The sequence below is a fragment of the Thauera sp. 63 genome (assembly GCF_000310165.2).
Lineage (GTDB): Bacteria > Pseudomonadota > Gammaproteobacteria > Burkholderiales > Rhodocyclaceae > Thauera > Thauera humireducens.
Genome location: NZ_AMXC01000010.1, coordinates 91660 through 115984 on the forward strand (window position 1 = coordinate 91660; position 24325 = coordinate 115984).

23 protein-coding genes are annotated in these 24325 nt (G+C 65.9%); 17 read left to right on the forward strand and 6 right to left on the reverse strand.

Going from position 1 to position 24325, the window contains the following annotated elements; genetic code table 11:
* Nucleotides 1-19: 19 nt before the first annotated feature.
* Complete coding sequence (locus C664_RS10955; RefSeq protein ID WP_004259480.1) at nucleotides 20-514, reverse strand: peptidylprolyl isomerase; 495 nt, start codon at nucleotides 512-514, stop codon at nucleotides 20-22.
* A 67-nt stretch (nucleotides 515-581) separates the two neighbouring features.
* The gene (locus C664_RS10960) at nucleotides 582-1163 is read right to left on the reverse strand and encodes a peptidylprolyl isomerase (RefSeq protein WP_004259482.1); all 582 of its coding nucleotides are present in this window, start codon (nucleotides 1161-1163) and stop codon (nucleotides 582-584) included.
* Between the two features lie 236 nt (nucleotides 1164-1399).
* Between C664_RS10960 and cysS the strand changes: the two genes are divergently transcribed.
* Nucleotides 1400-2785 (forward strand): cysteine--tRNA ligase, encoded by a 1386-nt coding sequence (cysS, locus tag C664_RS10965; protein ID WP_004259483.1) that lies wholly within the window; start codon nucleotides 1400-1402, stop codon nucleotides 2783-2785.
* Between the two features lie 165 nt (nucleotides 2786-2950).
* On the opposite strand, the gene dnaJ is transcribed toward cysS, so the two are convergent.
* From dnaJ to grpE, 3 genes are all read right to left on the reverse strand, one after another.
* The gene (dnaJ, locus tag C664_RS10970) at nucleotides 2951-4069 is read right to left on the reverse strand and encodes a molecular chaperone DnaJ (protein WP_004259485.1); all 1119 of its coding nucleotides are present in this window, start codon (nucleotides 4067-4069) and stop codon (nucleotides 2951-2953) included.
* A 96-nt stretch (nucleotides 4070-4165) separates the two neighbouring features.
* Complete coding sequence (gene dnaK / locus C664_RS10975) at nucleotides 4166-6094, reverse strand: molecular chaperone DnaK (RefSeq protein WP_004259486.1); 1929 nt, start codon at nucleotides 6092-6094, stop codon at nucleotides 4166-4168.
* A gap of 107 nt (nucleotides 6095-6201) precedes the next feature.
* A complete protein-coding gene (gene grpE, locus C664_RS10980) occupies nucleotides 6202-6768 on the reverse strand; it encodes a nucleotide exchange factor GrpE (RefSeq protein ID WP_004259487.1) in 567 nt (188 codons plus the stop codon).
* A 98-nt stretch (nucleotides 6769-6866) separates the two neighbouring features.
* Between grpE and C664_RS10985 the strand changes: the two genes are divergently transcribed.
* The 12 genes from C664_RS10985 (at nucleotide 6867) to cysM (ending at nucleotide 20786) form a co-directional block, all read left to right on the forward strand.
* Nucleotides 6867-7094 (forward strand): oxidoreductase-like domain-containing protein, encoded by a 228-nt coding sequence (locus C664_RS10985; RefSeq protein WP_038011559.1) that lies wholly within the window; start codon nucleotides 6867-6869, stop codon nucleotides 7092-7094.
* A gap of 96 nt (nucleotides 7095-7190) precedes the next feature.
* Nucleotides 7191-9845, forward strand: a complete 2655-nt coding sequence (gene gyrA / locus C664_RS10990; RefSeq protein WP_004259489.1) for a DNA gyrase subunit A — start codon at nucleotides 7191-7193, stop codon at nucleotides 9843-9845.
* Complete coding sequence (gene serC, locus C664_RS10995; protein WP_004259490.1) at nucleotides 9845-10942, forward strand: 3-phosphoserine/phosphohydroxythreonine transaminase; 1098 nt, start codon at nucleotides 9845-9847, stop codon at nucleotides 10940-10942. The genes gyrA and serC overlap by 1 nt, the downstream gene beginning before the upstream one ends.
* A 17-nt stretch (nucleotides 10943-10959) precedes the next feature.
* Nucleotides 10960-12030 carry a prephenate dehydratase gene (gene pheA / locus C664_RS11000; RefSeq protein WP_004259491.1) on the forward strand — a complete coding sequence of 357 codons (1071 nt, stop codon included), beginning with the start codon at nucleotides 10960-10962 and terminating at the stop codon, nucleotides 12028-12030.
* A gap of 72 nt (nucleotides 12031-12102) precedes the next feature.
* Nucleotides 12103-13200 (forward strand): histidinol-phosphate transaminase, encoded by a 1098-nt coding sequence (gene hisC, locus C664_RS11005; RefSeq protein WP_004259492.1) that lies wholly within the window; start codon nucleotides 12103-12105, stop codon nucleotides 13198-13200.
* A gap of 15 nt (nucleotides 13201-13215) precedes the next feature.
* Complete coding sequence (locus C664_RS11010) at nucleotides 13216-14103, forward strand: prephenate dehydrogenase (protein WP_004259493.1); 888 nt, start codon at nucleotides 13216-13218, stop codon at nucleotides 14101-14103.
* Nucleotides 14104-14179: 76 nt separating this feature from the next.
* Nucleotides 14180-16132, forward strand: coding sequence for a bifunctional 3-phosphoshikimate 1-carboxyvinyltransferase/cytidylate kinase (locus tag C664_RS11015; RefSeq protein ID WP_004259494.1), 1953 nt, complete (start codon nucleotides 14180-14182; stop codon nucleotides 16130-16132).
* A gap of 88 nt (nucleotides 16133-16220) precedes the next feature.
* The gene (gene rpsA, locus C664_RS11020; protein ID WP_004259495.1) at nucleotides 16221-17924 is read left to right on the forward strand and encodes a 30S ribosomal protein S1; all 1704 of its coding nucleotides are present in this window, start codon (nucleotides 16221-16223) and stop codon (nucleotides 17922-17924) included.
* Nucleotides 17925-17935: 11 nt separating this feature from the next.
* Complete coding sequence (locus C664_RS11025; RefSeq protein WP_004259496.1) at nucleotides 17936-18220, forward strand: integration host factor subunit beta; 285 nt, start codon at nucleotides 17936-17938, stop codon at nucleotides 18218-18220.
* A gap of 123 nt (nucleotides 18221-18343) precedes the next feature.
* Nucleotides 18344-18655 (forward strand): LapA family protein, encoded by a 312-nt coding sequence (locus C664_RS11030; RefSeq protein WP_004259497.1) that lies wholly within the window; start codon nucleotides 18344-18346, stop codon nucleotides 18653-18655.
* Nucleotides 18656-18669: 14 nt separating this feature from the next.
* On the forward strand, nucleotides 18670-19845 hold the full coding sequence (gene lapB / locus C664_RS11035; protein ID WP_004259499.1) for a lipopolysaccharide assembly protein LapB: 1176 nt from the start codon (nucleotides 18670-18672) through the stop codon (nucleotides 19843-19845).
* Nucleotides 19846-19895: 50 nt separating this feature from the next.
* The gene (cysM, locus tag C664_RS11040) at nucleotides 19896-20786 is read left to right on the forward strand and encodes a cysteine synthase CysM (RefSeq protein WP_004259502.1); all 891 of its coding nucleotides are present in this window, start codon (nucleotides 19896-19898) and stop codon (nucleotides 20784-20786) included.
* Between the two features lie 4 nt (nucleotides 20787-20790).
* Here cysM and C664_RS20965 read toward each other — a convergent pair whose 3' ends face one another.
* The gene (locus tag C664_RS20965; RefSeq protein WP_232435093.1) at nucleotides 20791-21447 is read right to left on the reverse strand and encodes a hypothetical protein; all 657 of its coding nucleotides are present in this window, start codon (nucleotides 21445-21447) and stop codon (nucleotides 20791-20793) included.
* 6 nt (nucleotides 21448-21453) lie between these two features.
* Between C664_RS20965 and C664_RS11045 the strand changes: the two genes are divergently transcribed.
* From C664_RS11045 to C664_RS11060, 4 genes are read left to right on the forward strand one after another with little or no spacing between them, the layout of a single operon-like run.
* Nucleotides 21454-22848: a hypothetical protein gene (locus C664_RS11045; protein WP_232435094.1), complete on the forward strand. Its 1395-nt coding sequence runs from the start codon at nucleotides 21454-21456 to the stop codon at nucleotides 22846-22848.
* 34 nt (nucleotides 22849-22882) lie between these two features.
* Complete coding sequence (locus C664_RS11050; protein ID WP_004259508.1) at nucleotides 22883-23080, forward strand: hypothetical protein; 198 nt, start codon at nucleotides 22883-22885, stop codon at nucleotides 23078-23080.
* Nucleotides 23077-23505: a YdbL family protein gene (locus C664_RS11055; RefSeq protein WP_004259510.1), complete on the forward strand. Its 429-nt coding sequence runs from the start codon at nucleotides 23077-23079 to the stop codon at nucleotides 23503-23505. Before C664_RS11050 ends, C664_RS11055 begins: the two co-directional genes overlap by 4 nt.
* Nucleotides 23505-24293, forward strand: coding sequence for a 3'-5' exonuclease (locus C664_RS11060; RefSeq protein ID WP_004259514.1), 789 nt, complete (start codon nucleotides 23505-23507; stop codon nucleotides 24291-24293). Before C664_RS11055 ends, C664_RS11060 begins: the two co-directional genes overlap by 1 nt.
* Nucleotides 24294-24325: the final 32 nt, after the last annotated feature.

Genomic DNA, 24325 nt, shown 5'->3' on the forward strand with positions numbered 1-24325 from the left:
GTTGCCGTCGTGCGAGGAATCAGACAACTTCGGCGCGCTCGATGACCACGTCTTCCTTCGGCACGTCCTGGTGGAAACCGCTGGAACCGGTCTTGACCTTGCGGATGGCGTCGACGACGTCCATGCCCTCGGTGACGCGGCCGAACACGCAGTAGCCCCAGCCCTGCAGGTCAGGCTTGGTGTGGTTGAGGAAGTCGTTGTCGGCGACGTTGATGAAGAACTGCGCGGTGGCCGAGTGCGGTGCCTGGGTGCGGGCCATGGCGATGGTGCCGCGTTCGTTCTTGAGGCCGTTGTCGGCTTCGTTCTTGATCTGCTCGCCGGTCGGCTTCTGGTTCATGCCCGGCTCGAAGCCGCCGCCCTGGATCATGAAACCGTCGATGACACGGTGGAAGATGGTGTTGTTGTAGTGGCCCGCCTCGACGTATGCGAGGAAGTTGGCGACGGTGACGGGCGCTTTCTCCGCGTCGAGTTCGAGGGTGATGACGCCGTGGTTGGTGTGCAGTTTGACTGCCATGTGTCGTTCTCCTGGGTGATTGTGTCTCCACCGCGCTCGGGCGCGGCGGGCGTCTTGTAGCGTGTTCTTACTTGGCCGGCTTCTTCGCCGCGGCCTCGAGCACGCGGGCGCTCTCGACGACGACGGCTTCGACCGGCACGTTCTGGTGGAAGCCGCGGTTGCCGGTGGCGACCTTGCCGATCTTGTCGACCACGTCCATGCCCTTCACGACCTTGCCGAATACGGCATAGCCCCAGCCGTCGCGCGACGGGTAGTCGAGGAAGGTGTTGGGCACGAGGTTGATGAAGAACTGCGAGCTCGCCGAGTGCGGATCGGCGGTGCGGGCCATGGCCAGCGTGCCGCGCTCGTTCTTGAGGCCGTTCTTGGCCTCGTTCTCGATCGGCGCGCGGGTGCTCTTTTGCTTCATGTCGGCGTCGAAGCCGCCGCCCTGGATCATGAAGCCGTCGATGACACGGTGGAACACGGTGCCGTTGTAGTGGCCGTCCTTGACGTACTGCACGAAGTTTTCTGCCGACTTCGGTGCCTTGTCGGCGAAGACTTCGACCACGATCTCGCCCTGGTTGGTCTTCAGTTCGACCATCGGATTGGCGGCCAGCGCGCTCAGTGCGGTCGTGGCGAGCGCGGCAAAGGCGATCAGGTGCTTTCTCATGGAATCTCCGGTGCTTGGCCGTCTGGCCCTGGGCTGAATGGGAGGATGTCGCGAGCCGTGCGGCCCTTGTCCGGCAGGACGGGCGGACGAAATGGCGGGCAAGGCGGCCGTGGTATATTTGCGGCCTGCCGTTGCGGGCCCAAGGCTGCAGAACGACGCAAGATTCTAGCAACAAGGCCCACCCCCCACAATCGCGCTGCCAGCGTGGTTTTCCGACCCGTTTCCCAGTTCTCCCGATGCTCACGATCTACAACACCCTGTCGCGCAACAAGGAAGTCTTCACCCCGATCGAACCCGGCAAGGTCCGCATGTACGTCTGCGGCATGACGGTGTATGACTTCTGCCATCTCGGGCATGCACGTGTGATGGTCGTGTTCGACATGGTGGCGCGCTGGCTGCGGGCGAGCGGGCTGGACGTGACCTACGTGCGCAACATCACCGACATCGACGACAAGATCATCCGCCGCGCGCAGGAGAATGGCGAGACCATCCGCCAGCTCACCGACCGCTTCATCGCCGCGATGCACGAGGACGCCGACGCGCTCGGCGTGCTGCGGCCGGACCACGAGCCGCGCGCGACCGACTACGTCGCGCAGATGCAGAGCCTGATCTCGCGCCTCGAGCAGAAGGGCCTGGCCTACGTTGCCGCCAACCGTGACGTGTGCTATGCGGTGCGCAAGTTCGACGGCTACGGCAAGCTGTCGGGCAAGTCGCTGGACGAGTTGCGCGCCGGCGAGCGCGTCGACGTGGCGCAGGACAAGAACGACCCGCTCGACTTCGTGTTGTGGAAGCACGCCAAGACCGAGGAACCGGGCGAGGTGAAGTGGGCGTCGCCGTGGGGCGAGGGCCGCCCCGGCTGGCACATCGAGTGCTCAGCGATGAGCTCGGACCTGCTCGGCGACCATTTCGACATCCATGGCGGCGGCATGGACCTGCAGTTCCCGCACCACGAGAACGAGATCGCCCAGTCCGAGGGCGCGCATGGCCACACCTTCGTGAACTACTGGATGCACAACGGCTTCGTGCGCGTCGACGACGAGAAGATGTCGAAGTCGCTCGGCAACTTCTTCACCATCCGCGAGGTGTTGCAGAAGTACGACCCCGAGGTGGTGCGCTTCTTCATCCTGCGCGCGCAGTACCGCAGCGCGCTGAACTACTCGGATGCCCACCTCGAGGACGCACGCAGTTCGCTGACCCGTCTCTATACCGCATTGAAGAACGTGCCGGTCGAGGGGGCGGTCGAGGTCGACTGGAACGAGGCACACGCGAAGCGCTTCCGCGTCGCGATGGACGATGACTTCAATACCGCCGAGGCGGTCGCCGTGCTGTTCGAGCTGGCGAACGAGGTCAATCGCAGCATCTCCCCCGGGCTTGCGCGCCAGCTGAAGGCGCTGGGCGGTGTGCTCGGCCTGCTCGAGCGCGACCCCGTCGCCTTCCTGCAGGCTGGCACGCCGGATGCCGGCGGACTCGATGCCGCAACCATCGAATCCCGCATCGCCGCCCGCGCTGCCGCGAAGAAGGCGAGGGATTACGCCGAGGCCGACCGCATCCGCGCCGAGCTGACCGAGGCCGGCGTGATCCTCGAGGATGGTCCCGGCGGCACGACCTGGCGCCGCGCCTGAACGACGACGGCGGCGCACGCTGCCCCGATGGCGGTTGGGCCTTGCCGGCGGACCCGGGCTGACCCGGCTGGATAGCAGAACGCCCGCCCTGCGGTGACGCAGGAGCGGGCGTTTTGTCAGGTGGAGGTGCTCAGGCTTCGGCTGTCGAAGGCCCTCTGCTGGCCCTCAATTCCCGAAGAAATCGCGCACCTTGTCCATCCAGCCCTTGGCCTTGGGGTTGTGGCGGTCGGCGTTGCCGCTGGAAATCTCCTCGAACTCGCGCAGCAGTTCCTTCTGGCGCTCGGTCAGGTTCACCGGCGTTTCGATCACCACATGGCACAGCAGGTCGCCATGCACGTGGCTGCGAACGTTCTTGATGCCCTTGCCGCGCAGGCGGAAGACCTTGCCGCTCTGCGTTTCGGCGGGAATCTTCAGGCGCGCCATGCCTTCCAGCGTCGGAATCTCGATCTCGCCGCCCAGCGCCGCGGTGGTGATGCTGATCGGCATCTCGCAGTGCAGATCGTCGTGGTCGCGCTCGAACACCGCGTGCTTGCGGATGTGGATCTCGACGTAGAGGTCGCCCGGCGGGCCGCCATTGACGCCCGGTTCGCCGTGGCCGGCGTGGCGCAGGCGCATGCCTTCGTCGATACCCGCAGGAATCTTCACTTCCAGCGTCTTGTGCTTCTTCACCCGTCCGGCGCCGCCGCAGTCGCGGCAGGGGTCGGGGATGATCTTGCCGCTGCCGTGGCACTTCGGGCAGGTCTGCTGGATCGAGAAGAAGCCCTGCTGCACCCGCACCTGGCCGTGGCCGTTACAGGTGGGGCAGGTCTTGGGCTGGGTGCCGGGCTTGGCGCCGCTGCCGTGGCAGGTGCCGCACTCCTCGACGGTGGGGATGCGGATGGTCTTCTCGGCGCCGCGCGCGGCTTCCTCGAGCGTGATCTCGAGGTTGTAGCGCAGGTCGGCGCCGCGATAGACGTTCGAACGCCCGCCGCGACCGCCGCCGAACAGATCGCCGAAGATGTCGCCGAAGGCATCGGCGAACCCGCCCTCGAAACCCTGACCGCCGCCGCCCATCGACGGGTCGACGCCGGCGTGGCCGTAGCGGTCGTAGGCCGCCTTCTTCTGCGGGTCGGAGAGCATCTCGTAGGCCTCCTTGGCCTCCTTGAACTTCTCCTCGGCTTCCTTGTTGTCCGGATTGCGGTCCGGGTGGAACTTCATGGCCAGCTTGCGGTAGGCCTTCTTGATTTCGTCGTCGCCGGCGTCGCGGTTGACGCCGAGGACTTCGTAGTAATCCCTTTTGGACATGGTGCGTCGCTCAGTCTGGTATCAAGCAAAGGCCGAGCCGGCACCGGAGCAGGGCTCCGGCGGGGCTCGGCCACGAAGGATTCGCCAGAGTGACGATTACTTCTTGTCCTTCACTTCGGTGAATTCCGCATCCACCACGTCGGCGTCGTCGGCCTTGCCACCGGCCTGCTGACCGCCCGCGGCACCCTGGGCGCCGCCTTCGGCCTGGGCCTGGGCGTACATCTGCTCGCCGAGCTTCTGCGCAGCCGTCGCCAGCGCCTGGCTCTTGGCTTCGATGCTGTCCTTGTCACCGCTCTTGATCGCCTCTTCGGCGTCCTTGATTGCGGCTTCAATCTTGGACTTCTCGTCGTCCGACAGCTTGTCGCCGTACTCGCCCAGGGCCTTCTTGGTCGAGTGGATCAGCGCGTCGCACTGGTTGCGTGCGTCGACCAGCTCGTGCGCCTTCTTGTCTTCCTCGGCGTGCGCCTCGGCGTCGCGCACCATGCGCTCGACTTCCTCGTCCGACAGGCCGGAGTTGGCCTGGATCTTGATCTTGTTCTCCTTGCCGGTGGCCTTGTCTTTGGCCGACACGTGCAGGATGCCGTTGGCGTCGATGTCGAAGGTGACCTCGATCTGCGGCATGCCGCGCGGCGCCGGCGGGATGTCGGAGAGGTTGAACTGGCCCAGGCTCTTGTTGCCCGAGGCCATCTCGCGCTCGCCCTGCAGCACGTGGATGGTCACGGCCGACTGGTTGTCATCGGCGGTCGAGAACACCTGCGAGGCCTTGGTCGGGATCGTGGTGTTCTTCTGGATCAGCTTGGTCATCACGCCGCCCAGGGTCTCGATGCCGAGCGACAGCGGGGTGACGTCGAGCAGCAGCACGTCCTTGACCTCGCCCTGCAGCACGCCGCCCTGGATGGAGGCGCCGACGGCCACGGCCTCGTCCGGGTTCACGTCACGGCGCGGCTCCTTGCCGAAGAACTCCTTCACCTTGTCGATGACCTTGGGCATGCGGGTCTGGCCGCCGACCAGGATCACGTCGTCGATGTCCGAGACCTTGAGGCCCGCGTCCTTCAGCGCGATGCGGCAGGGCTCGATCGAGCGCTCGATCAGGTCCTCGACCAGCGCTTCGAACTTGGCGCGGGTGATCTTGATCGCCAGGTGCTTCGGACCCGAGGCGTCGGCGGTGATGTAGGGCAGGTTGATCTCGGTCTGCTGGCTCGAGGACAGCTCGATCTTGGCCTTCTCGGCCGCTTCCTTCAGGCGCTGCAGTGCGAGCACGTCGTTCTTCAGATCGACACCCTGTTCCTTTTTGAATTCGGTGACGATGTAGTCGATGATGCGCTGGTCGAAGTCCTCGCCACCCAGGAAGGTGTCGCCGTTGGTCGCCAGCACTTCGAACTGGTGCTCGCCGTCGAGGTCCGCGATCTCGATGATCGAGATGTCGAAGGTGCCGCCGCCGAGGTCATACACCGCGATCTTGGAGTCGCCCGGCTTCTTGTCCATGCCGAAGGCGAGCGCGGCCGCGGTCGGCTCGTTGATGATGCGCTTGACTTCCAGGCCGGCGATGCGGCCGGCGTCCTTGGTGGCCTGGCGCTGGCTGTCGTTGAAGTAGGCCGGCACGGTGATGACCGCTTCGGTCACTTCCTCGCCGAGGTAGTCCTCGGCGGTTTTCTTCATCTTGCGCAGCACTTCGGCGGAGACCTGCGGCGGCGCGATCTTCTTGCCGCGCACTTCCACCCAGGCGTCGCCGTTGTCGGCCTTGACGATGGTGAAGGGCATCAGGTCGATGTCCTTCTGCACTTCCTTCTCTTCGAAGCGGCGGCCGATCAGGCGCTTGATCGCGAACAGGGTGTTCTTGGCGTTGGTGACCGCCTGACGCTTGGCCGGTGCGCCGACCAGGATCTCGCCGTCCTCGGCGTAGGCGACCACCGAGGGGGTCGTGCGTGCGCCTTCGGAGTTCTCGATGACCTTCGGCTTGCCGCCTTCCATCACGGAAACGCAGCTGTTGGTGGTGCCGAGGTCGATGCCGATGATCTTGCCCATGAGTGTTCCTTTTCAGTCTGTATTCGGGAGGCGCTGCTCGTTGCGCGCCGGTCTGGATCGAATATGGGGTGGCGCAGTCCGGTTTCAAGCGGCAGCGCGCAGATTCCTTACTGACCCTTGGCCTTCGCCACCATCACCAGCGCCGGGCGGATGACGCGCTCGTTGAGCAGGTAGCCCTTCTGCAGCACCGTGACCACGGTGTTGGGCTCGGCGTCGGATTCGACCGCGCTGATCGCCTGGTGCTTGTTCGGGTCGAACTTCTGGTTGAGCGGGTTCTCTTCGGCGAGGTTGGCGCCCTCGAAGGCGGAGACGAGTTGCTTCAGCGTCAGCTCGACGCCCTCGCGCAGTTTCTCCACCGTCTGGTTCTCCACCGCGAGGGCGGCTTCCAGGCTGTCCTTCACCGGCAGCATCGCGGTCGCGAACTTCTCGGCGGCGAACTTGGATGCCTTGGCGATGTCGTCCTGCGCACGGCGGCGCACGTTCTCGGTCTCGGCCTTGGCGCGCAGCCAGGCGTCGTGATGCTCCGCGGCCTTGAGCTCGGCCTGGCGCAGGCTCTCTTCCAGGCTGGGCATGGCGTCGATCGTCGGATCGGCGTCGGCAACGGTCTGCGCGGCGGCAGCGGCCTGGGCTTGCAGTTCGTCGGCGGGCGGCGTCGAAGGGTTCTGTTCCTGCATGGATGGGGCTCCCGTAAATTCCTGACGCTGCTACATTGGGGCCGGCAAGGAGATTTCAAGGGTCGAAAGGCGTGTTTTTTCAGCCAGGGGTTCGATGGATGCAAACGAGTGATTTGGCTGCCTTGCCGATGCGCAATCGCGCGGAGGCCGAGGTCCTGGTGTGCCGGGTGCAGCTGGCGTTGACGGATCGTGGTGTCGCCCTGCGGGCGCCTCCGCCGGTGCCGGATAGTTGCTGCGGACGCGGCTGCAATGGCTGCGTGTGGGAGGGGTATTACGCAGCATTGCGTTTCTGGCGCGAGGATGCCATCGCGCTGCTGACCCGATAGCGGGTCGGACGTGCGCCGATGCCCGAGGCGGGGCGGGCAGGGGGCGCGCGTGTTAATATTTCGCGTTTTGGTAAACGCGGCACGTCCGCTCCCAGCATGACTCAGTTCGCCAAGGAAACCCTGCCGATCAGCCTTGAAGAGGAGATGCGGCACTCCTACCTCGATTACGCGATGAGCGTGATCGTGGGTCGGGCACTCCCGGATGCGCGCGATGGCCTCAAGCCCGTGCATCGGCGCGTGCTGTTCGCAATGCACGAGCTGTCCAACGACTGGAACCGCGCTTACAAGAAATCGGCGCGTATCGTCGGCGACGTCATCGGTAAGTACCACCCGCACGGCGATACCGCGGTGTACGACACCATCGTGCGCATGGCTCAGGACTTCTCGCTGCGCTACATGCTGGTCGATGGCCAGGGCAACTTCGGCTCGGTCGACGGCGACAACGCGGCGGCGATGCGTTACACCGAAATCCGCATGGCGCGCATCGGCCACGAGCTGCTGGCCGACATCGACAAGGAGACGGTCGACTTCGGACCGAACTACGACGGCTCGGAGAAAGAGCCGCTCGTCATGCCGGCGCGCATCCCGAACCTGTTGATCAACGGTTCGAGCGGCATTGCGGTCGGCATGGCGACCAACATCCCGCCGCACAACCTGGGCGAGGTGGTCGACGCCTGTCTGAAGCTGCTCGAAGATCCCGATACCGACATCGAGACCCTCATCGAGATCGTCAAGGCGCCGGACTTCCCGACCGCCGGCCTGATCTACGGCCTGCATGGCGTGCATGAGGGCTACCGCACCGGCCGCGGCCGCGTGATCATGCGTGCGCGCACCCATTTCGAGCCCATCGGCAAGACCGACCGCCAGGCGATCATCGTCGACGAGCTGCCTTACCAGGTGAACAAGCGCACCTTGCAGGAGCGCATGGCCGAGCTGGTCAACGAGAAGAAGATCGAGGGCATCAGCGAGATTCGCGACGAGTCCGACAAGTCGGGCATGCGCCTGGTGATCGAGTTGAAGCGTGGCGAGATGCCCGAGGTCGTGCTCAACAAGCTGTTCAAGCACACCCAGTTGCAGGACAGCTTCGGCATGAACATGGTGGCGCTGGTCGACGGCAAGCCGCGCCTGCTGAACCTCAAGCAGATGCTGGTGTGCTTCCTCGAGCACCGCCGCGAGGTCGTCACCCGCCGCACCATCTTCGAACTGCGCAAGGCGCGCGACCGCGGCCATGTGCTCGAAGGCCTGGCGGTGGCGCTGTCCAACGTGGACGAGATCATCGCGCTGATCAAGGCGGCGCCCACGCCGTCCGACGCCAAGCGCGAGCTGATGGCGCGCGAGTGGCGCTCGGCGCTGGTGGAGGAAATGCTGTCGCGTGCGCTCGCCGACAGCTACCGCCCTGAAGGGCTGGACCCGCAATACGGTCTGCAGGCCCAGGGCTACCGCCTGTCCGAAACGCAGGCCCAGGCCATCCTCGAGCTGCGCCTGCAGCGCCTGACCGGCCTCGAGCAGGACAAGATCGTCGGCGAGTATCGCGAGGTGATGGACATCATCACCGACCTGCTCGACATCCTGGCGCGCCCGGAACGCATCACCGCGATCATCGTCGAGGAGCTCGGCGCGATCCGCAACCAGTTCGGCGACCCGCGCCGCTCCGAGCTGGTGATGAATACCGCCGAGATCAACATCGAGGATCTGATCACGCCGGAGGACATGGTCGTGACCCTGTCGCACACCGGCTACTTCAAGCGCCAGCCGCTTGCCGACTACCGCGCCCAGCGCCGTGGCGGCCGCGGCAAGCAGGCGACTTCGATGAAGGACGAGGACTTCATCGACCATCTCTTCGTTGCCAACACCCACGACACCGTGCTGTGCTTCTCCAGCCGCGGGCGCTGCTACTGGCTCAAGGTGTACGAGGTGCCCGAAGGCACGCGCAACTCGCGCGGCAAGCCGATCGTCAATCTCTTCCCCTTGGTCGAAGGCGAGAAGATCACCGCCGTCTTGCCGATCAAGGAGTTCGACGAGGAACACTTCGTGTTCATGGCGACCTCTGAAGGTACGGTCAAGAAGACCGCGCTCACCGCGTTCTCGAACCCGCGCAAGGCCGGCATCATCGCGGTCAATCTCGACGACGGCGACCACCTGATCGGCGTGGCGATCACCGACGGCCAGTGCGACGTGATGCTGTTCTCCGACGCCGGCAAGGCGGTGCGCTTTGCCGAAACCGACGTACGCCCGATGGGGCGCGAGGCACGCGGCGTGCGCGGCATGATGCTGGAAGATGGCCAGGCCGTGATCGCCATGCTGGTGGCCAAGGACGAGTCGCAGTCGGTGCTGACGGCGACCGAGAACGGCTACGGCAAGCGCACGCCGGTGGCGGAATACACCCGCCACGGCCGCGGCACCAAGGGCATGATCGCGATCCAGACCAGCGACCGCAACGGCAAGCTGGTCGGCGCCGTGCTGGTCGAGCCGGCCGACGAGGTCATGCTGATTTCCACCGGCGGCGTGCTGATCCGCACCAGCGTCGAGAGCATCCGCGAGATGGGACGCTCCACCCAGGGCGTGACCCTGATCAACCTCGATGACGGTACCTTCCTCGCAAGCATCGAGAAGGTGGCCGAGTCCGAGTCGGACGAAAGCATGCGCCTGAACGGCGAGTCCGCGGAGGATGCGGACGACGGTGGTGCCGATGTGCAGGCCGATGCGCCCGAGGGCGAGGCCCCGGCCACCGGCGAAGAAGGGGACGCTTGATGAGTCGCGTGTGGAATTTCAGCGCCGGTCCTGCGGTGCTGCCCGAAGAAGTGTTGCGCCAGGCCGCCGAGGAGATGCTCGACTGGCACGGCTCGGGCATGGGCGTGATGGAGATGAGCCATCGCGGCAAGGAATTCACCGCCATCGCGGCGCAGGCCGAGGCCGACCTGCGGACGCTGCTGGCGGTGCCGGACGATTACCGCATCCTGTTCATGCAGGGCGGGGCGATTGCCGAGAATGCGATCATCCCGATGAACCTGATGGGCGACAAGCGCGTGGCCGACTATGTGGTCACGGGGTCGTGGACGCAGAAATCGCAGAAAGAGGCGCGCAAGTACGCCGAAGTGAACATCGCCGCCACGTCCGAGGCGAGCGGCTTCACCACCGTGCCGCCGGTGACGGACTGGAAGCTGTCGGCCGATCCGGCCTACGTCTTCACCTGCACCAACGAAACCATCGGTGGCGTGGAGTATCCGTTCGAGCCGGATCTGGCGCAGATCGGTCGCGGCGAGGTGCCGGTGGTGGCCGACATGTCCTCGCACATCCTTTCGCGCGTGATCGACGTGTCGAAGTACGGCCTGATCTTCGGTGGCGCGCAGAAGAACATCGGTCCGGCGGGGCTGACCATCGTCATCGTGCGCGAGGACCTGCTGGGTCGCGCCATGCCGCACTGCCCGAGCGCCTTCGACTACAAGACCGTGGCCGACAACGGCTCGATGTACAACACGCCCCCGACCTACGCGATCTATATCGCCGGCCTGGTGTTCCAGTGGCTCAAGCGGCAGGGGGGCGTGGCGGCGATCGAAGCGCAGAACATCGCCAAGGCGAAGCTGCTGTACGACTTCCTCGACAGCAGCGACTTCTACGAGAACCGGGTCGATCCGGCCTGCCGCTCGCGCATGAACGTGCCGTTCTTCCTCAAGGATGAGGCGCTCAACGAGGCCTTCCTGGCGGCGGCCAAGGCGGCGGGGCTGGTGCAATTGAAGGGCCACAAGTCGGTCGGCGGCATGCGTGCGTCGATCTACAACGCCATGCCGCTTGCCGGCGTGCAGGCCCTGGTGGATTTCATGCGCGACTTCGCCGCGCGCAAGGCTTGATCGAACGGACCGAGAGCATGAGCGACGAACTGCTGAAACTGCGCAACGAAATCGACCGCCTCGACGAGGAAATCCTCGCCCGCCTGTCCGAGCGTGCACGCTGCGCGCAGCGCGTGGGCGAGGTGAAGAAGGGCAATGCGCCCTTTTACCGGCCGGAGCGCGAGGCGCAGGTGTTGCGCCGCCTGGCCGAGCTCAACCCTGGTCCGCTGCCGGCCGATGCGGTCAAGAGCGTGTTCCGCGAGATCATGTCGGTCTGCCTGGGGCTCGAGCATCCGCAGCGCGTGGCCTATCTCGGGCCGGCGGGTACGTTCTCGGAAAGCGCGAGCCGCAAGCAGTTCGGCTCGGCGCCCAACTTCATGCCGATGGCGACGATCGAGGACGTGTTCCGCGCGGTCGAGGCGGGCAACACCGACTACGGCGTCGTCCCGGTCGAGAACTCCACCGAGGGCGCGGTCAGCATCACGCTCGACCTGCTGCTGGCCAGTCCGGTGAAGGTGTGCGGCGAGGTCAATCTGCGCATTCACCAGCAGCTGATGTCGCGCGCCGACGGCATCGGCGCCGCCAAGCGCATCTACTCGCATGCGCAGTCGCTGGCGCAGTGCCACGAATGGCTCAACCGCAACCTGCCGCACCTGCCGCGCATCCCGGTGGCGAGCAATGCCGAGGCCGCGCGGCTGGCGGGCGAGGATCCGGAATCCTGCGCGATCGCCGGCGAGGCTGCCGCGCAGCTTTACGGCCTGAACATACTGGCGCCGAACATCGAGGACGATCCGAACAACACGACGCGATTCCTGGTCATCGCCGACCATGACGCCGGCCCGTCGGGCAAGGATCGCACCTCGCTGGTGTTTTCGGCACCCAACCGCCCCGGCGCGATTCACACGCTGCTCGAGCCGCTGGCGCAGCATGGCGTGGACATGACCAAGCTGCAGTCGCGGCCGGCGCAGTCCGGATTGTGGGAATACGTTTTTTACGCCGACATCCAGGGCCACCAGTGCGACCCGGCGGTGGCGGCTGCCTTGAAGGCGTTGGGCGAGCGCGCCGCCTTCCTGAAGGTGCTGGGCTCCTATCCCGTCGCAGCAATTTGACCCTGCGGGCGGCGCGCCGCTGCCCGCCCACCCTGACGAACGAACACGGCCGCGTGCCACGAGGAGATTGCCATGAGCGTTGCGAGCCATGCCCCCGATCACATTCGCGCCATCACGCCCTACCAGCCGGGCAAGCCGATTTCCGAACTGGCGCGCGAGATGGGCATTGCCGAGGCCAGCATTGTCAAGCTCGCCTCCAACGAGAACCCGTTGGGCATGAGTGCCCGTGCGCGCGACGCCGTACGGATCGCGCTCGCTGATCTGGCTCGCTATCCGGATGGCGGTGCGTTCTCGCTGAAAGCGGCGCTGTGCGCCCGCTTCGGCGTGAAGGCCGAGCAGCTCGTCATCGGCAACGGCTCCAACGACATCCTCGAGATCGCTTCCCTGGCCTTTCTTGGGCCGGGGCGTTCCGCCGTCTATGCGCAGCATGCCTTCGCCGTGTATCCGCTGGCGACGCAGGCGCGCGGCGCGCGCGGCATCGAGGTGCCGGCGAAGCATTTCGGCCATGACCTCGACGCCATGGCGGCGGCGATCGCGCCGGATACGCGCATCGTCTTCATCGCCAACCCCAACAATCCGACTGGGACCTTCATTCCCGGCAGCGAGATCGAGGCATTCCTCGCCAAGGTGCCGCAGGACGTCCTGGTCGTGCTCGACGAAGCCTATACCGAGTACCTGTCGGCCGAGCAGCGTTACGACGCCATCGCCTGGGTCGAGCGCTTTCCCAATCTGCTGGTGTCGCGCACCTTCTCCAAGGCATACGGCCTGGCCGGGCTGCGCGTGGGATACGCGATCGCGCACCCCGAAGTCGCCGACCTGATGAACCGCGTGCGCCAGCCCTTCAACGTGTCCAGTGTTGCGTTGGCCGCCGCCGAGGCTGCGCTGGCCGACGACGAGTTCCTCGCCCAGTCGGCCGAGCTCAACCGTCGTGGCATGGTCCAGCTCACCGAGGCCTTCGGCGCATTGGGGCTCGAGTGGATTCCGTCGGCAGGCAACTTCGTCACCTTCAAGGTCGGCGACGCCGCGGGCGTGAATCGCGCGCTGCTGCAGCAGGGCGTGATCGTGCGGCCGATTGCCGGCTACGGCATGCCGCACTGGCTACGGGTGTCGATCGGCCTGCCCGAGGAGAACGAGCGCTTCATCGCCGCCCTCCGGCGCGCGCTGGGCTGAGGCGGGGCCGGGACGATGCCCCTGGTCGAAAAGCTCGTCATCTGCGGAGTCGGACTCATCGGCGGCTCCTTTGTCCTCGGGCTGAAGCGTGCGCAGGCGGTTGGACATGTCGTCGGCATCGGTCGCCGGCGCGAGCCGCTCGAGCGCGCCCTGGCGCTCGGTGTGATCGACGAGATCGCGACGGACTGGGCCGAGGCCCTGCGTGATGCGGACCTCGTGTTGCTGGCGGCACCGGTGGGTCAGATGGACACGATCATGGCGGCCATGGCGCCGCATCTGCGGGACGGTACGGTCGTCACCGACGCCGGCAGCACCAAGCGCGACGTGGTTGCCGCGATCCGGCGCCACTTCGGTCATTGCCTGGCCCAGGTCGTGCCGGCCCATCCGATTGCGGGGGCCGAGAAGAGCGGGGTCGAGGCGGCCTTCGCCGATCTCTACGTCAAGCGCAAGGTGGTGCTGACGCCATTGGCCGAGAGCCGCGGCGAAGCCGTCGAGTTCGTCCGTGCCGCGTGGCAGGCGTGTGGCGCGACCGTGGTCGACATGAGTCCGCAGGAACACGACCAGGTCTTCGCGGCCGTCAGCCATCTGCCCCATCTGCTGGCGTTTGGGCTTGTCGACGACCTGGCGCAGCGCGACAACGCCGAACTGCTGTTCTCGCATGCGGCCAGCGGGTTCCGCGATTTCACCCGCATTGCCGGCAGCCATCCCGAGATGTGGCGCGATATCTGCGTCGCCAACCGGGTGGCGCTGCTGGCCGAACTCGATGCCTATCTCGACGAGATGGCGCGCCTGCGCGCCATGCTGGTGGCCGGTGACGGTCCGGCGCTGGAGGCGGTGTTCGAGCGCGCGCGTCGCGCGCGTAACGCCTGGGCCGAAGGGCTGCCGGTGCAGACGGCCGAATGATGGATTGAACGGGCCGGCCTGCGGCTCGTCCCTTTGATTCGTCCCGCTCGTGCGGGACCCGCTTCTAGAGGCGAAGATGGAATTTCTCGACCTGCCCCCGATGCTGGGCGCTGCCGGCAGCGTGCGTCTGCCCGGTTCCAAGAGCATCTCCAACCGCGTCCTGCTGCTCGCCGCACTGGCGGAAGGCGAGACCGAAATCCGCGACCTGCTGTTGTCGGATGACGTCGAGCGCATGCTCGAAGCCTTGCAGGCCCTGGGTGTGCGCTGGGCGCGCCGGGACGACTCGCTCGATTACGTGGTGCAGGGCGTCGGCGGCCTGTTTGCGGTAAAGCGGGCGGACCTCTTCCTCGGCAACGCCGGCACGGCCTTCCGGCCGCTCACCGCGGCGCTTGCACTGTCCGGCGGCGAGTACCGCCTGTCCGGCGTGCCGCGCATGCACGAGCGCCCGATCGGCGATCTGGTCGAGGCGCTGCGTCAGTTGGGCGCAGACATCAGCTGCACGGCCAACGAAGGCTATCCGCCGCTGCTGCTCAAGCCGGCGACGATCCGCTCGGGTGGCGTGGTCCGCGTGCGCGGCGACGTGTCCAGCCAGTTCCTCACCGCGCTGCTGATGGCGCTGCCCCTGACCGGGGTGGAGACCACGGTGGAGGTGGTCGGCGAGCTGATCTCCAAGCCCTACATCGCGATCACGCTCGAGATGATGGCGCGCTTCGGAGTCAAGGTCGAGCAGCAGGGCTGGGAACGCTTCGTCGTGCCAGGCGGCGCGCGCTACCGCAGCCCGGGTACCGTGTTCGTCGAGGGCGATGCCTCTTCTGCGTCGTACTTCCTGGCGGCCGGCGCGATCGGCGGCGGTCCGCTGCGGGTGGAGGGCGTCGGCCGGACCAGCATCCAGGGCGACGTGCGCTTCGCCGAGGCGCTGGAGCAGCTTGGCGCGCGCATCACGATGGGCGACAACTGGATCGAGGCTGCAGCCCCCGCTTCGGGCCGCCTCAAGGCCTTCGATCTCGACCTGAACCACATCCCGGATGCGGCGATGACGCTGGCGGTGGCCGCGCTGTTCGCGGATGGTCCCTGTCGCCTGCGCAACATCGCGAGCTGGCGTGTCAAGGAAACCGACCGCATCGCAGCGATGGCGATCGAGCTGCGCAAGGTCGGTGCGGACGTGGAGGAGGGGGCCGACTATCTGTGCGTGACACCCCCCGCCCGCCTGCAGCCGGCGGCGATCGATACCTACGACGACCACCGCATGGCGATGTGTTTCTCGCTTGTGAGCCTCGGAGGCTGCCGGGTCCGCATCAACGACCCGAAGTGCGTGAACAAGACCTTTCCCGGCTATTTCGATGCCTTCGCACAGGTTACGCAACCCGTGCCGGTGATTGCGATCGACGGACCCTCGGCCTCGGGCAAGGGGACGGTCGCCGAGCGTGTCGCAGCTGCGCTCGGCTGGCAGGTGCTGGACAGCGGCTCGCTGTATCGCATCGTCGCGCTGGCGGCGATGCGTGCCGGCGTGGCGCTCGACGACGAGGCCGGCGTGGCCGCGATCGCCGCGACGTTGCCGGCGCGCTTCGAGGCGGGGCGCGTGCTGCTGGCCGAGGATGACGTAACGACCGAGATACGCACCGAGGCCTGCTCGGTGGGCGCCTCCAGGGTGGCGGTGCTGCCCGCGGTACGCGAGGCCCTGCTGGGTTGGCAGCGCGACTACCGGCTGGCGCCCGGGCTGGTTGCCGACGGCCGCGACATGGGCTCGGTCGTCTTTCCCGATGCTGCGCTCAAGATCTTCCTCACGGCATCGGCCGAGGCTCGCGCCGAACGCCGCTATAAGCAGTTGATGGATAAGGGTTTGGCTGCTAACATGCAAAGTCTTCTGGACGACCTGCGGGAACGTGACGCGCGCGACGCGGCACGGCCGGTGGCGCCGCTCATGAAGTTGCCGGATGCGGCGCTGCTCGATACGACCGAACTGGACGTCGAGGGTGCCGTGGCTTTCGTGCTCGATCTCGTGCGGGGTCGAGGACTGGCCGCCGGCTGAAGTGCTGCGCGCAAGGGTGTGAACCCGGGCGCGTTTTTTCTTAATTCAACTTTTTTGCCGTCGCACGGCGGTCCCGGATTTATCCCTCATGTCCAACGCCACCCCCTCCTTCGAAGATAGCTTTGCCGCCCTCTTCGAGGAAAGCCTTGCCCTGCAGGAAATGCGCACCGGTGAAGTCATCACCGCCGAAGTCGTGCGTATCGATCAGAACTTCGTCGTCGTCAACGCCGGCCTGAAGTCCGAAAGCTATGTCCCCGTCGACGAGTTCCGCAACGACCGCGGTGAACTCGAAGTCAACGTCGGCGACTTCGTGCACGTCGCGATCGACGCGCTTGAAGACGGCTTCGGCGAAACGCGCCTGTCGCGTGACAAGGCCAAGCGCATCTCGGCCTGGAACGACCTCGAGAAGGCCCTCAACGAAGGTTCGCTGGTCAAGGGTGTCATCACCGGCCGCGTCAAGGGTGGTCTGACCGTCATGACCAACAGCATCCGCGCCTTCCTGCCGGGTTCGCTGGTCGACATGCGTCCGGTCAAGGACACCACGCCGTACGAAGGCAAGGAATACGAATTCAAGGTCATCAAGCTCGACCGCAAGCGCAACAACGTCGTGGTGTCGCGCCGCGCCGTGCTGGAAGAGTCGATGGGTGAAGAGCGCGAGAAGCTGCTCTCCAACCTCAAGGAAGGCACCGTCATCAAGGGTATCGTCAAGAACATCACCGACTACGGTGCGTTCGTCGACCTGGGTGGCATCGATGGCCTGCTGCACATCACCGACCTGGCCTGGCGCCGTGTCCGTCACCCGAGCGAAGTGCTCAACGTCGGTGACGAGATCGAAGCCAAGGTGCTCAAGTTCGACCAGGAAAAGAACCGCGTCTCGCTGGGCCTCAAGCAGCTGGGCGAAGACCCGTGGGTGGGCATCTCGCGTCGTTACCCGCAGGGCACCCGCCTGTTCGGCAAGGTGACCAACATCACCGACTACGGCGCGTTCGTCGAAGTCGAGCAGGGTATCGAGGGTCTGGTCCACGTGTCCGAGATGGACTGGACCAACAAGAACATCCATCCGACCAAGGTTGTCCAGCTGGGCGACGAGGTCGAAGTGATGATCCTCGAGATCGACGAAGACCGTCGCCGCATCTCGCTGGGCATGAAGCAGTGCATGTCCAACCCGTGGGACGATTTCGCCATCAACCACAAGAAGGGCGACAAGGTCCGCGGCCAGATCAAGTCGATCACCGACTTCGGCGTGTTCATCGGCCTGGAAGGCGGCATCGACGGCCTGGTGCACCTGTCCGACCTGTCGTGGAGCGAGCAGGGCGACGACGCCGTGCGCCGCTTCAAGAAGGGCGACGAAGTCGAAGCCGTGGTGCTGGCGATCGACGTCGAGCGCGAGCGCATCTCGCTGGGCATCAAGCAGCTCGAGGGCGACCCCTACACCAACTTCATCGCCACCCACGAGAAGAACACCCTCGTGCGCGGCACCGTGAAGTCGGTCGATGCCCGTGGCGCCGTGATCTCGCTGGGTGACGACGTCGAAGCCTACCTGCGCGCGTCTGAAGCCGCTGCCCATCGCGTCGATGACCTGACCACGATGCTGAAGGAAGGCGACGAAGTCGAAGCGATGGTCATCAACGTCGATCGCAAGACCCGTTCGATCAACCTGTCGATCCGTGCCAAGGATCAGGCCGAGCAGACCGAAGCCATGAGCAAGTTCGCTTCCGACAGCTCTGCTGCCTCGGGTACGACCAACCTCGGCGCGCTGCTGAAGGCCAAGCTGAACGAGCAGAAGCAGTAATCTGGCCGATCATGACCAAATCGGAGCTGATTGCGCAGCTCGCGGAGCGTTTTCCGCAGCTGGTCGCAAAGGACGCCGATTACGCGGTCAAGATGATCCTCGATGCGATGACCGACGCCCTGGCGCGTGGGGATCGCATCGAGATCCGCGGGTTTGGCAGTTTTGCGCTGAACTATCGTCCGCCTCGCGTCGGACGCAACCCCAAGTCGGGCGAGAAGGTGCACGTGCCGGAGAAGTACGTGCCCCATTTCAAGGCCGGCAAGGAGTTGCGCGAACGGGTCGATCTCAGCGGTTGACCGCGGGGACGGATTTCAGCAATTGACCGCGCGGCGATCGGTTGCACGTTTAGTACTTGCAGTTATGAAAGGCGGCTTCGGCCGCCTTTCTTTTTTTGTGTGCGCTCGGCGATAATGGCGCCCATGCGCGCAATCATGTGGTTCATCCGTATCCTGCTGTTCATCCTGCTGTTCGGGTTCGCGATCAAGAATGATCATCTGGCGACCCTGAACTTCTATTTCGGCGGGCAATGGCAGCTTCCGCTGGTTTTCGTGATCCTTGTCAGCTTCGCTGCAGGGGCCTTGCTCGGCGTTACCGCGACCTTCGCCTCGCTACTGCGCCAGCGCAGGGAGATCTCGCATCTGCGCCGCCAACTCGAGCGTGCAGAGCGCGAGAAGGCAAGTCCGGCGCCGGTCGAGCCCGCGCCCGAGCTGCAGGTTCCCGGTCTGCCCTGAGCGCCTGACAGCTGATGGAAATCGAACTCTGGTGGCTGCTGGCCCTTCCGTTGTTCTTTGCGCTGGGCTGGCTCGCCGCGCGCATCGACATTCGCCAGGTGGTGCAGGAGTCACGCTCGCTGCCGCGCTCGTATCTCAGCGGCCTCAATTTTCTCCTCAACGAGCAGCCCGACAAGGCGATCGACTCCTTCGTCGAGGCGGTCCGTATCGATCCGCAGACGATCGAGCTGCATTTTGCCCTCGGGAGCCTGTTCCGTCGTCGGGGTGAAACGGATCGTGCGATCCGCATCCATCAACTGCTTGTCGATCGCGAAGACGTGACCGAGGACCAGCGCCTGCAGGCCCTCGGCGAGCTGGGGCAGGATTTCCTCAAGGCCGGCCTGCTGGATCGCGCCGAGGCTGTCTTCGTGCGTCTGCGCGGTACGCGGGCAGATGACGTGGCGCTGCGCTATCTGCTCGAGATCTACCAGCAGGAGAAGGACTGGGCGAAGGCGATCGAGGTGGCGGCGGCCTTGCCCGATCACGAAAGCGTGATGTGGCGCACGGAAGTCGCCAACTTCCACTGCGAGCTTGCAGCCGGTGCGCTTGCCAATTCGCGCCTCGACGAGGCGGAGGCGCATGTCGCCGATGCGCTGAAGGTGAATCCGCGCTGTGTGCGCGCGAGTCTGCTGCGCGGAGATATCTGCGTGGCGCGCGGGCACGACGAAGACGCGCTGGCGGCGTGGAAACGCATCGAGAACCAGGACCCCGTTTATCTTGCGCTGGCGGCCGAGCGGATCATGGACGCCTATGGTCGTATCGGACGGCTCGAGGAGGGCCATCAACTCTTGCGTGCGTGGCTGGACGGGCACGCCTCGCTGGATCTGCTCGACGAGCTGTTCCATTGGGAGATGGAGAAGCAGGGGCCCCGGGCAGCCTATGATCTGGTGCGCGAGGAGTTGCGCCGCAACCCGACCCTGCTCGGGTTGGACAAGTTGCTCGAGGCCGCATTGCTGACCGTGCCGACCGAGCACCGTGGCGATGTGGAACTGGTCAAGCAGTTGATCCACGGCCACACCCGCAAGGTGGCACGCTATCGTTGCGACGCCTGCGGCTTCAAGGCGCGCCAGTTCCATTGGCGCTGCCCGGCGTGCGGCGGGTGGGAAACCTATCCACCGCGACGGACCGAAGAGTTCGATCTCACCCCCTGATGCGAGGCGCCCGAGCACGGTCGCCATCCCCGTTTTCTAGAGCGAGACCCATGGAATTCAAGACGCTGGAAGACTACGTCGGACACACGCCGCTGGTGCGCCTCAAGCGCATCAACGCTGGACGCAACAACGTCATCCTTGCCAAGCTCGAGGGCAACAACCCTGCGGGTTCGGTGAAGGATCGCCCGGCGCTGTCGATGGTGATGCGTGCCGAGGCGCGCGGCGAGATCAGGCCGGGCGATACGCTGATCGAGGCGACGAGTGGCAACACGGGGATTGCGCTCGCCATGGCGGCGGCGATGCGTGGCTATCGCATGATCCTGGTGATGCCCGAGAACCAGAGTGTCGAGCGACGGCAGACGATGCGTGCATTCGGCGCCGAACTGGTGCTGACGCCGACATCCGGTGGCATGGAGATGGCGCGCGACATCGCCGAGAAGATGCGCGACGAGGGCAGAGGCATCATCCTCGACCAGTTCGCGAACCCGGACAATCCGCTGGCGCACTACGAGGGTACCGGCCCCGAGATCTGGGAACAGACGGGCGGGCGCGTCACTCACTTCGTCAGCTCGATGGGGACGACCGGCACCATCATGGGGACCTCGCGCTTCCTCAAGGAAAAGAGCGCGGCGATCCAGATCGTCGGCTGCGAGCCGGCCGAAGGCTCGCAGATCCCTGGCATCCGCAAATGGCCCGAGGCCTACCTGCCGAAGATCTTCGAGCGTCCGCGCGTGGATCGGGTCGAGCGCGTCAGTCAGGCCGAGGCCGAGGAAATGACCCGACGCCTGGCGCGGGAAGAGGGCATCTTTGCCGGCATCTCGTCCGGCGGATCGATGCATGTTGCGTTGCGTCTTGCCGCTGAACTCGAGAACGCGGTGATCGTGTCGATCGTCTGTGATCGCGGCGATCGTTATCTGTCGACGGGTGTGTTCCCGGCCTGAGGCGTCACGCGGGCAGGCGGGCCCGGGGCGATGCCTCGTACTCGTCCTGCTCGGCCTGGCGTTGCTGCTGGGCTGCGCGCGATCTGCGCGCGCGATCGACCGGCTGCAGCTGTCGGTCGGGGCGCTGGCTCATCCTGCCTTCGAGTTGCATGATGTCGAGCTCGGCTTTGCCGCTGGCGGATCGCCCCCGACATTGCGAATCGGACGCCTGAGGGTCGGCTCGACTCAATGGCAGGGCATCCAGCTTGTCTGCCCGCAATCCAGTCTTGCCAGGGACGGCGTTGCATGCCTGGCGGGGGCGCTGCATGTCGGCACGCGGCGCTTGCCACTTCAGGTGGATTTCAAGTTCGATCCGGTCCAGAGGAACCTGCGCGTCGACCTGCGTTGGCCTTCCGGTGCGAAGCTCTCCCTGATCCACGATGGCGAGCGGCGTTTCGAGGTGCGCCTGAGCCAGGTTGCCATCGACGAACTCGCGATGCTGGCGGCCGTTTTCGATGACGGGGCGGCCGAGGTGCGACGGCGCTACGCTGCGAGCGGCAGGCTCGATGCGCGGCTGGTCTGGACACCTTCGCCGCAAGGTGGGCGCGATATCGTGCGTGTCGACGGGCGCCTGAGTGAGGCCGGCTTCGGCAGCGAGGATGGCCTCCACGCGGCTGAGCAACTCGCGTTGTCCTTCGATGGCGCCGCCACCGCAACGGCATCGGGCTGGGACTGGCAACTGCAGGCCGCGTGGGAGCAGGGCGAGGCCTATCTTCATCCCCTGTACCTGCAGGCCGGTCCCGTGCTGCATGCGCGGGGGCAGGTCGGCGCCGAGCAGATCCACGTCGAGACCGCGTCGCTGGCGATGGAGGGGGTGCAGCAGCTTGCACTGTCCGCGAGCGCGTCGCGCAACGGATTCACCCTGGACACGCTGGCGGTATCGCTGGCAGGCGGAGACCTGGCCGTTCTCGGGCCGCGCTGGTTCGCGCCGCTGCTGGCGCCGGCGCTGGTGGAGCGTCTGCGCTTCGCGGGCAGCATGAGTGCCGGCCTGACGATGAAGGCGGGTGTGCTGACCGGTGTGGACGTGGTCTTCGATCAGGCCGGGGTCAGCCTCGCGGGCGCAGTGGGTGACCGGGGGCTGGCGTTTGGGCCGGTGTCGGGACACGTTCCGTGGCAGGCGAACGCCCCGACGCAGGCCGATCTGCGGATCGAAGGCGGGCACTGGGAGGCGCTGTCCCTGGGCGCCTTCGACGTCAGTGCGCACCTCGAGGGCGAGCGTGCGCGTTTCTCGCCGATGCGGGTCCCGGTGCTCGATGGCGTGCTGGCGTTCGAGGGACTCGAGCTGAGGCGGCTCGCGGAGGGCTGGCAGGGGCACGCCGGTGTCGTGCTCGAGCCTGTGTCGATGCTGGCGCTGACCGAGGCGCTCGGCTTGCCACCGATGGCCGGGGTGGTTTCCGCCGCCCTGCCGGGTGTTCGCTTCGGATCGGGCGAGCTGACGCTCGATGGGGCACTCGTCGTTTCGGTGTTCGATGGCTACCTGCACGTGACCGGCCTGAGGGTGAGCGAGCCCTTCGGCCTGGCGTCTCACCTGCAGGCGGATGTGGAGGCGCGACACATCGATCTCGGGCAGCTGACCGATGCCTTCAGCTTCGGCAGCATCACCGGTTTCGCCGATCTCGACCTGAAGGGGCTCGAACTGGTGCGCTGGCGCCCGACGCGCTTCGAGGCGCGTCTTGCCAGCAGTCCGGGGGATTACCGTCGCCGGATCAGCCAGCGTGCGGTGCAGAACATCAGCGCCTTGGGTGGTGCCGGCGCAGTGGCAGCCCTGCAGCGCGGACTCCTGGGCATGTTCGAGACCTTCGGCTATCGGGAGCTTGGCCTGCGTTGCGTGCTTGCGAACGGCGTATGCGATATGGCAGGCATTCCAGGCGGCGACCGCGCCGATGGCGGGTTCCGCATCGTGCGGGGTGGCGGCATCCCGGCGCTGGATGTCATCGGCTACAATCGTCGCGTCGACTGGCCTGAACTGGTTGGTCGAATCCAGCGTGTGATCGAGGACAACGTCACGCCCGAGTTGCGCTGACGCCCGGCGTGCGTCGGGTCAGCAGGAGGCATCCATGTCATTCACTTCCTTGCGGCCGTTTGTCCTGGCGGCAGCACTTTCACTGATCGCGACCGCGTGCGTCACGATCAACATCTATTTCCCGGCTGCGGCAGCCGAGAAGGCCGCCGACCGCATCATCGACGAGGTCTGGCAGATCCGCGGGGCGCAGACCCAGCCTGCAGCGCCGACTGACGAAGGAGCGAAGCAATGAAGGCACTGACCCGCGGCACGCGCTGGCTTTCGGGGTTGTTGCTCGGCGGGGTGCTCGCCTTTGCTGTCCATGCGCAGGGCAACCTGGAAATCGACACCCCCGCCATCGCGGCGCTGAAGGCGTCCATGCAGCAGCGCCACGCTCAGCTGGCGCCGATGTATGCGTCCGGGGCGATCGGTCTTGGCGCGGACGGTACGGTTGCGTTGCGCGATGCATCGGTCGTGCCGCTGGCGCAGCGGGGTGGGCTCAACGCGCTGGTCGCGGCCGAGAATGCCGACCGCGCGGCCTTGTACCGCGAGATCGCGCGCGCGAACCAGCATCCGGAGTGGGAGGCCGACGTGCGTCGCACCTTCGCGCAGCGCTGGATCGATCGTGCGCAGGCCGGATGGTGGGTGCAGCGCGGTGGTGCCTGGGTGAAGAAATAATGCCGGTCCTCGTCTTCGATATCGAGACCATCCCCGACGTTGCCGGCATCCGTAATCTCTACGAACTGCCGGCGGACCTGTCGGATGCGGAAGCGGCGGAGTGGGCCTTCCAGCAGCGTCGCGCCAGCCATGGCAACGATTTCCTGCCGCATCACCTGCAACGCGTGGTGACGATCTCGTGCGTGCTGCGCGACGCGCAGCAGTTCCGGGTGTTCTCCCTGTCCGAGCCGGATTCGGGCGAGGGTGAGATCATCCAGCGCTTCTTCGACGGCGTCGAACGCTATACGCCGCAGATCGTGTCGTGGAACGGCGGCGGCTTCGACTTGCCCGTGCTGCACTACCGCGGCATGCTCCATGGCGTGTCGGCGCCGCGTTACTGGGATCAGGGCGAGGGTGACTACCACGATTCGCGCGACTTCAAGTGGAACAACTACATCAGTCGCTATCACAGTCGTCATCTCGACCTGATGGACCTGCTGGCGCTGTATCAGCCGCGCGCCAATGCGCCGCTCGACGACCTCGCCAAGCTGATGGGGTATCCGGGCAAGCTGGGCATGGATGGGTCTGCGGTGTGGCAGGCCTGGCAAGACGGGCGAATCGCCGAGATTCGTGACTACTGCGAGACGGACGTGGTCAACACCTATCTTGTGTATCTGCGCTTCGAGCGCATGCGTGGTCATCTCGACGCGAAGGCCTGGGCGGACGAGGTGGCTGTCGTGCGTGATTCGCTGGGGCGGCTCGAGGCGCCGCACTGGCAGCAGTTTCTTGCGGCCTGGCCGCAGGCTTGAGGCAGGGCGGTCGTCCGGCCGTCTGGCATCCG

Excerpts from the sequence above, each read along its gene's own strand:
- C664_RS10955 (WP_004259480.1), bottom strand. The coding sequence starts at position 514 with ATGGCAGTCAAACTGCACACCAACCACGGCGTCATCACCCTCGAACTC.
- C664_RS10960 (WP_004259482.1), bottom strand. The coding sequence starts at position 1,163 with ATGAGAAAGCACCTGATCGCCTTTGCCGCGCTCGCCACGACCGCACTG.
- cysS (WP_004259483.1), top strand. The coding sequence starts at position 1,400 with ATGCTCACGATCTACAACACCCTGTCGCGCAACAAGGAAGTCTTCACC.
- dnaJ (WP_004259485.1), bottom strand. The coding sequence starts at position 4,069 with ATGTCCAAAAGGGATTACTACGAAGTCCTCGGCGTCAACCGCGACGCC.
- dnaK (WP_004259486.1), bottom strand. The coding sequence starts at position 6,094 with ATGGGCAAGATCATCGGCATCGACCTCGGCACCACCAACAGCTGCGTT.
- grpE (WP_004259487.1), bottom strand. The coding sequence starts at position 6,768 with ATGCAGGAACAGAACCCTTCGACGCCGCCCGCCGACGAACTGCAAGCC.
- C664_RS10985 (WP_038011559.1), top strand. The coding sequence starts at position 6,867 with ATGCAAACGAGTGATTTGGCTGCCTTGCCGATGCGCAATCGCGCGGAG.
- gyrA (WP_004259489.1), top strand. The coding sequence starts at position 7,191 with ATGACTCAGTTCGCCAAGGAAACCCTGCCGATCAGCCTTGAAGAGGAG.
- serC (WP_004259490.1), top strand. The coding sequence starts at position 9,845 with ATGAGTCGCGTGTGGAATTTCAGCGCCGGTCCTGCGGTGCTGCCCGAA.
- pheA (WP_004259491.1), top strand. The coding sequence starts at position 10,960 with ATGAGCGACGAACTGCTGAAACTGCGCAACGAAATCGACCGCCTCGAC.
- hisC (WP_004259492.1), top strand. The coding sequence starts at position 12,103 with ATGAGCGTTGCGAGCCATGCCCCCGATCACATTCGCGCCATCACGCCC.
- C664_RS11010 (WP_004259493.1), top strand. The coding sequence starts at position 13,216 with ATGCCCCTGGTCGAAAAGCTCGTCATCTGCGGAGTCGGACTCATCGGC.
- C664_RS11015 (WP_004259494.1), top strand. The coding sequence starts at position 14,180 with ATGGAATTTCTCGACCTGCCCCCGATGCTGGGCGCTGCCGGCAGCGTG.
- rpsA (WP_004259495.1), top strand. The coding sequence starts at position 16,221 with ATGTCCAACGCCACCCCCTCCTTCGAAGATAGCTTTGCCGCCCTCTTC.
- C664_RS11025 (WP_004259496.1), top strand. The coding sequence starts at position 17,936 with ATGACCAAATCGGAGCTGATTGCGCAGCTCGCGGAGCGTTTTCCGCAG.
- C664_RS11030 (WP_004259497.1), top strand. The coding sequence starts at position 18,344 with ATGCGCGCAATCATGTGGTTCATCCGTATCCTGCTGTTCATCCTGCTG.
- lapB (WP_004259499.1), top strand. The coding sequence starts at position 18,670 with ATGGAAATCGAACTCTGGTGGCTGCTGGCCCTTCCGTTGTTCTTTGCG.
- cysM (WP_004259502.1), top strand. The coding sequence starts at position 19,896 with ATGGAATTCAAGACGCTGGAAGACTACGTCGGACACACGCCGCTGGTG.
- C664_RS11050 (WP_004259508.1), top strand. The coding sequence starts at position 22,883 with ATGTCATTCACTTCCTTGCGGCCGTTTGTCCTGGCGGCAGCACTTTCA.
- C664_RS11055 (WP_004259510.1), top strand. The coding sequence starts at position 23,077 with ATGAAGGCACTGACCCGCGGCACGCGCTGGCTTTCGGGGTTGTTGCTC.
- C664_RS11060 (WP_004259514.1), top strand. The coding sequence starts at position 23,505 with ATGCCGGTCCTCGTCTTCGATATCGAGACCATCCCCGACGTTGCCGGC.